Annotated in this window: 1 protein-coding gene and 1 pseudogene; both read left to right on the top strand. The window is 65.3% G+C overall.

The window, feature by feature from the left end; all coding sequences use genetic code 11:
* Positions 1-135: 135 nt before the first annotated feature.
* Positions 136-687 (top strand): dihydrofolate reductase family protein, encoded by a 552-nt coding sequence (locus tag I0Q12_RS26820; RefSeq protein WP_197256375.1) that lies wholly within the window; start codon positions 136-138, stop codon positions 685-687.
* Between the two features lie 32 nt (positions 688-719).
* A pseudogene (locus I0Q12_RS26825) lies at positions 720-1,007 on the top strand (DUF222 domain-containing protein); the annotation flags it as partial.

The raw sequence follows: 1,007 nt of genomic DNA on the forward strand, positions 1-1,007 counted from the left end.
CGCCCGCCCCACCCATCGATGCAGGTCGCGATCGTGCATCACGGAAACCTCCACGACTCGGCGGTAGAAACGGCATCCTGATGAGCAGGCGGCACGCCTCGATGAGTCTCGGGCGCCCAGGAGGTCTACCCGATCATGAGAAAGCTGATCTATCCCTACGGCGTCTCCCTGGACGGCTACGTCAACGACCGCGACGGCAACATCGACTGGACGGACCCGGACGAGGAGCTGCACCAGTTCCACAACGACAGGTTCCGCGAGCTAGAGATCTCGCTGCACGGCCGCCGAATGTACGAGTTGATGGCCGAGTACTGGCCCCACATCCCTGAGGATGCGTCGCCCATCGAGCGTGAGTTCGCCGGACTCTGGACGGAAAAGCGCAAGGTCGTCTTCTCCCGGACGCTCACCGAGGTTCATTGGAACAGCACTCTGGTCGGTGAGAACGCGGTCGAGGAGGTCCGCAGGCTCAAATCCGAAGGTGACGGCGTCATGGAGGTCGGTGGGGCGAACCTCGCGGCCTCGCTGATCCCGCACGGGCTCATCGACGAGTACCAGCTGTTCATCTCGCCCGTGGTGCTCGGCGGCGGCACACCGCTCTTCCCGCCGCTGGACAAGCGCATCCAGCTCAGATTGGCCGAGACGAGGCGCTTCGAAACGGTGGTGATGCTGCGCTACGTCGCAGACTGAAACTTGTCGGACCCCCTCGATATAGTTCGAACATGCTTTCGATGGGGGTACGAGGGGACGAGGTCGGGGCGCGGTTTGCTGCCCTCGACACCGCTGTCGACGGCCTGCTCGAAGACGACCTCACCGGCCTGTCGAACGGCGACCTGGTCGAGTTCTTCCAGCGCTTCGAAACCGTCCTGCGCAGGGCCGCTGCCGTCGGGCACCGGGCGATCGTCGAGGCCGTCGAACGGCGGGTCCCGGAAGACCTCGGGTGCCGCTCGGTCAACGACTTCCTGGTCGGCACGCTGCGGATCTCCGCCGCCGACGCGGCCCGGCGGGTC

The organism is Rhodococcus sp. CX, assembly GCF_015865005.1.
Classification (GTDB): Bacteria; Actinomycetota; Actinomycetes; order Mycobacteriales; family Mycobacteriaceae; genus Rhodococcus.